The sequence below is a fragment of the Jejudonia soesokkakensis genome (genome assembly GCF_042664795.1).
In the GTDB taxonomy this organism is placed as follows: Bacteria; Bacteroidota; Bacteroidia; order Flavobacteriales; family Flavobacteriaceae; genus Jejudonia; species Jejudonia soesokkakensis.
Window position 1 is genome coordinate 1 of sequence record NZ_JBHTBN010000010.1, and the last position, 5,687, is coordinate 5,687.

Consider the following 5,687-nt stretch of genomic DNA (forward strand, 5'->3'; position numbering starts at 1 on the left):
TAATTTTTCAGTGTACACTTTTTTGCTGTGCTATCCAACGCGCTTAGTGTAGAAGAGCAGGTCATGTCACTTTACTACAAAAAAAAGACCCAATCATTTAAATGATTGGGTCTTATAAGAAGGCGGCGACCTACTCTTCCACGTTGTAGTACCATCGGCGCAAACGGGCTTAACTTCTCTGTTCGGAATGGTAAGAGGTGAGCCCCGTCGCTATAACCACCTTAGTTTTTCAGTTCCCGCGAAGGCGGGAATCTCTCTTGAGAGTCCTTTACCTTTACTAGGAAAAGATCCCCGCATCCGCGAGGACAAATATCTTAACATATTGAGTAAGAATAGGAAAAAAGAGTATAAAATAATTTGATAACCTATGTAAAGAGTTAGCTTCCTCCCGATTGCTCGGGAGGAGGCGACGTACATAAGCTTATGGGTTATTAGTATCGCTCGGCTACATACATTACTGCACTTACACCTGCGACCTATCAACGTGGTAGTCTCCCACGACCCTTTAAAGAAATCTCATCTTGTGGTGGGTTTCGCGCTTATATGCTTTCAGCGCTTATCCCTTCCGAACGTAGCTACCCAGCAATGCCCCGGGCGGGACAACTGGTACACCAGAGGTTCGTCCAACTCGGTCCTCTCGTACTAGAGTCAGATCCACTCAAATTTCTTGCGCCCACTGTAGATAGAGACCGAACTGTCTCACGACGTTCTGAACCCAGCTCGCGTGCCACTTTAATGGGCGAACAGCCCAACCCTTGGGACCTTCTCCAGCCCCAGGATGTGACGAGCCGACATCGAGGTGCCAAACCCCCCCGTCGATGTGAGCTCTTGGGGGAGATCAGCCTGTTATCCCCGGAGTACCTTTTATCCTTTGAGCGATGGCCCTTCCATGCGGAACCACCGGATCACTATGCTCTACTTTCGTACCTGATCGACTTGTAGGTCTCTCAGTCAAGCTCCCTTATGCCATTGCACTCTACACACGATTGCCAACCGTATTGAGGGAACCTTTAGAAGCCTCCGTTACTCTTTTGGAGGCGACCACCCCAGTCAAACTACCCACCAAGCACTGTCCCCAAATTCATGGGTTAGGCCCTAAACAAATAAAGGGTGGTATTTCAACAGTGACTCCACAACACCTAGCGATGCCGCTTCAAAGTCTCCCACCTATCCTACACATTATTTGTCCAAGGTCAATACTAAGCTATAGTAAAGGTTCACGGGGTCTTTTCGTCCCACAGCGGGTAAACGGCATCTTCACCGTTACTACAATTTCACCGAGCTCATGGCTGAGACAGTGTCCAGATCGTTACACCATTCGTGCAGGTCGGAACTTACCCGACAAGGAATTTCGCTACCTTAGGACCGTTATAGTTACGGCCGCCGTTTACTGGGGCTTCAATTCAATGCTTCGCCGAAGCTTACATCTCCTCTTAACCTTCCAGCACCGGGCAGGTGTCAGGCCCTATACTTCATCTTTCGATTTTGCAGAGCCCTGTGTTTTTGATAAACAGTCGCCTGGACCTCTTCACTGCGGCCCACAATAAATTGTGGGCGACCCTTCTCCCGAAGTTACGGGTCGATTTTGCCTAGTTCCTTAGCCATGAATCTCTCGAGCACCTTAGAATTCTCATCCCAACTACCTGTGTCGGTTTAGGGTACGGGCTGCTTCACTCGCTTTTCTTGGAAGTCGATACAATGGATTATCACCTTGGCCGTAGCCTCAGTGTACTATCGCCGTGTTACCACTGGCTTCAACGTGCTATTCCGTCAGCACGCACCATCTTTTCGCCTCCGTCACTTTTAACGTGAGCAGGTACAGGAATATTAACCTGTTGGCCATCCACTACCCCTTTCGGGTTCGCGTTAGGTCCCGACTAACCCTCAGCTGATTAGCATAGCTGAGGAAACCTTAGTCTTTCGGTGTGCGGGTTTCTCGCCCGCATTATCGTTACTTATGCCTACATTTTCTTTTCTATCCGTTCCAGCAAACCTCACAGTTCACCTTCAACACAAATAGAATGCTCCCCTACCACTCCAATGGAGTCCATAGCTTCGGTAGTATGTTTATGCCCGATTATTATCCATGCCGGATCGCTCGACTAGTGAGCTGTTACGCACTCTTTAAATGAATGGCTGCTTCCAAGCCAACATCCTAGCTGTCTATGCAATCCAACCTCGTTTATTCAACTTAACATACATTTGGGGACCTTAGCTGATGGTCTGGGTTCTTTCCCTCTCGGACATGGACCTTAGCACCCATGCCCTCACTGCATACAAACATTTTATAGCATTCGGAGTTTGTCAGGAATTGGTAGGCGGTGAAGCCCCCGCATCCAATCAGTAGCTCTACCTCTATAAAACTATGTATACGCTGCACCTAAATGCATTTCGGGGAGTACGAGCTATTTCCGAGTTTGATTGGCCTTTCACCCCTACCCTCAGGTCATCCCAAGACTTTTCAACGTCAACGGGTTCGGTCCTCCACTATGTGTTACCACAGCTTCAACCTGCCCAAGGGTAGATCACACGGTTTCGCGTCTACTACTACTAACTATGGCGCCCTATTCAGACTCGCTTTCGCTACGGCTCCGATTCTTAAAATCTTAACCTCGCTAGCAACAGTAACTCGTAGGCTCATTATGCAAAAGGCACGCCGTCACAGATCAAGTCCGCTCCGACCGCTTGTAAGCGTATGGTTTCAGGTTCTATTTCACTCCCTTATTCAGGGTTCTTTTCACCTTTCCCTCACGGTACTGGTTCACTATCGGTCTCTCAGGAGTATTTAGCCTTACCGGATGGTCCCGGCTGATTCATACAGGGTTTCACGTGCCCCGCACTACTCAGGATACCACTATATCCACACTCTTTACTTATACCGGGCTATCACCGTCTATGGCCACTCTTTCCAAAGTGTTCTAATTCATTATGCTTCTAATGTCGTGGTCCTACAACCCCAATATTGCCGTAACAACATTGGTTTGGGCTAATCCGCGTTCGCTCGCCACTACTAGCGGAATCACTTTTGTTTTCTCTTCCTCCGGGTACTTAGATGTTTCAGTTCCCCGGGTTCGCCCCTTTCGGTACTATATCTTCAATATAGTGGGTTGCCCCATTCGGAAATCTTCGGATCAATCAATATGTGCTTGTCCCCGAAGCTTATCGCAGCTTATCACGTCCTTCTTCGCCTCTGAGAGCCTAGGCATTCCCCATACGCCCTTACTTTGCTTATTGTACTTTTTTGCTCTTTAATGAGTTATTCAATGCCAGTATTCAGTATTCAGTAACAGTAAACAGTAACACTGTAAACTAGCTACTAAGACTGCAAACTGGACTTTTACTTTATTATTTGCTTTTCTCGTATTCTTATTCTCAATATGTCAATGAACTATCTAGGTCCGAGTGCCGTTAGGCCATGTGTAATGGCAGCTAATAACAACATCTCTTGATGCCCTTGGTGGAGAATATCGGAGTCGAACCGATGACCTCCTGCGTGCAAGGCAGGCGCTCTAGCCAGCTGAGCTAATCCCCCATTTGTTTTAAGTTGTCGGTTATCAGTTAACAGTTATCAGTTAATTGATGACCTATACGTCAACTTGGGATACCCAACTTCTAAAATTTCCTTCAATATATATAAAAATGAACGTTTTTAAATCAAAAATCTACAATCGCAAATCTACAATCTAAAATTACTTGTAGTCTCAGGCAGACTCCCCGTGCTACCACGGGACAGGCTTCTCGCCTTGCCTTTTCCTACTTCGTAGTCTCAGGCAGACTCGAACTGCCGACCTCTACATTATCAGTGTAGCGCTCTAACCAGCTGAGCTATGAGACTTTCTATGTCTTCAGTAATTCAGTATTCAGTAATCAGTTTTGATATACTGATACGTCATGCCTTTAGACTTAAAAAAATTAAAATTGACAACTAAACCAAGATAATATATATACCCTAATAACTATAAGCTAAACTTATTGCGTCGTACTTTCCTGCTATAAATAGCATTCTCTAGAAAGGAGGTGTTCCAGCCGCACCTTCCGGTACGGCTACCTTGTTACGACTTAGCCCCAGTTACCAGTTTTACCCTAGGCAGCTCCTTGCGGTCACCGACTTCAGGTACCCCCAGCTTCCATGGCTTGACGGGCGGTGTGTACAAGGCCCGGGAACGTATTCACCGGATCATGGCTGATATCCGATTACTAGCGATTCCAGCTTCATGGAGTCGAGTTGCAGACTCCAATCCGAACTGAGATAGGGTTTATAGATTCGCTCCTGGTCACCCAGTGGCTGCTCTCTGTCCCTACCATTGTAGCACGTGTGTGGCCCAGGACGTAAGGGCCGTGATGATTTGACGTCATCCCCACCTTCCTCACGGTTTGCACCGGCAGTCTTGTTAGAGTTCCCGACATTACTCGATGGCAACTAACAACAGGGGTTGCGCTCGTTATAGGACTTAACCTGACACCTCACGGCACGAGCTGACGACAACCATGCAGCACCTTGCAAATTGCCCGAAGGAAAAGGTGTTTCCACCCCTGTCAATATGCATTTAAGCCCTGGTAAGGTTCCTCGCGTATCATCGAATTAAACCACATGCTCCACCGCTTGTGCGGGCCCCCGTCAATTCCTTTGAGTTTCATTCTTGCGAACGTACTCCCCAGGTGGGATACTTATCACTTTCGCTTAGCCACTCAGACCGAAGTCCGAACAGCTAGTATCCATCGTTTACGGCGTGGACTACCAGGGTATCTAATCCTGTTCGCTCCCCACGCTTTCGTCCCTCAGCGTCAATACAATGTTAGTGATCTGCCTTCGCAATCGGTATTCTAAGTAATATCTATGCATTTCACCGCTACACTACTTATTCTAACCACTTCACATTGATTCAAGAACATCAGTATCAATGGCAATTCTACAGTTGAGCTGCAGACTTTCACCACTGACTTAACATCCCGCCTACGGACCCTTTAAACCCAATGATTCCGGATAACGCTTGGATCCTCCGTATTACCGCGGCTGCTGGCACGGAGTTAGCCGATCCTTATTCTTACGGTACCGTCAAACCCCCTCACGAAGGGGTGTTTCTTCCCGTATAAAAGCAGTTTACAACCCATAGGGCAGTCTTCCTGCACGCGGCATGGCTGGATCAGGCTCTCGCCCATTGTCCAATATTCCTCACTGCTGCCTCCCGTAGGAGTCTGGTCCGTGTCTCAGTACCAGTGTGGGGGATCCCCCTCTCAGGGCCCCTACCTATCGTAGTCTTGGTGAGCCGTTACCTCACCAACTAACTAATAGGACGCATACTCATCTTATGCCGTAACCTTTAATCATAAATACCATGCGGTAATATGATACTATATTGTATTAATCCAAATTTCTCTGGGCTATCCAATAGCATAAGGTAGATTGTATACGCGTTACGCACCCGTGCGCCGGTCGTCGGCGGTGAGCAAGCTCACCCCGTTACCCCTCGACTTGCATGTGTTAGGCCTGCCGCTAGCGTTCATCCTGAGCCAGGATCAAACTCTTCATCGTTAAATCTTAAATAAAATCTATACAACTAATAAGCTTGAACTCATTAAAAAATTCTCAAGGTAAATCTATTTCTCTTAGTTTAGTTTTCAATACAAGTCCGAATTGTTTCCAATCCAAACCCATACGCTGTCAATTTCAATATATCAATGAACTT

At 47.1% G+C, this 5,687-nt stretch carries 2 tRNA genes and 3 rRNA genes; all 5 read right to left on the minus strand.

Annotation, left to right across the window (positions count from 1 at the left end):
- Positions 1-117 precede the first annotated feature (117 nt).
- Positions 118-224 (minus strand): 5S ribosomal RNA (gene rrf, locus ACFQO1_RS13065).
- Between the two features lie 187 nt (positions 225-411).
- Positions 412-3,234 (minus strand): 23S ribosomal RNA (locus tag ACFQO1_RS13070).
- Between the two features lie 221 nt (positions 3,235-3,455).
- A tRNA-Ala gene (locus ACFQO1_RS13075) sits at positions 3,456-3,532 on the minus strand.
- A 229-nt stretch (positions 3,533-3,761) separates the two neighbouring features.
- Positions 3,762-3,835, minus strand: a tRNA-Ile gene (locus tag ACFQO1_RS13080).
- A 175-nt stretch (positions 3,836-4,010) separates the two neighbouring features.
- Positions 4,011-5,533: ribosomal RNA gene (locus tag ACFQO1_RS13085) — 16S ribosomal RNA — on the minus strand.
- The 16S, 23S and 5S rRNA genes sit together here with 2 tRNA genes alongside, the layout of an rRNA operon.
- Between the last annotated feature and the right edge of the window lie 154 nt (positions 5,534-5,687).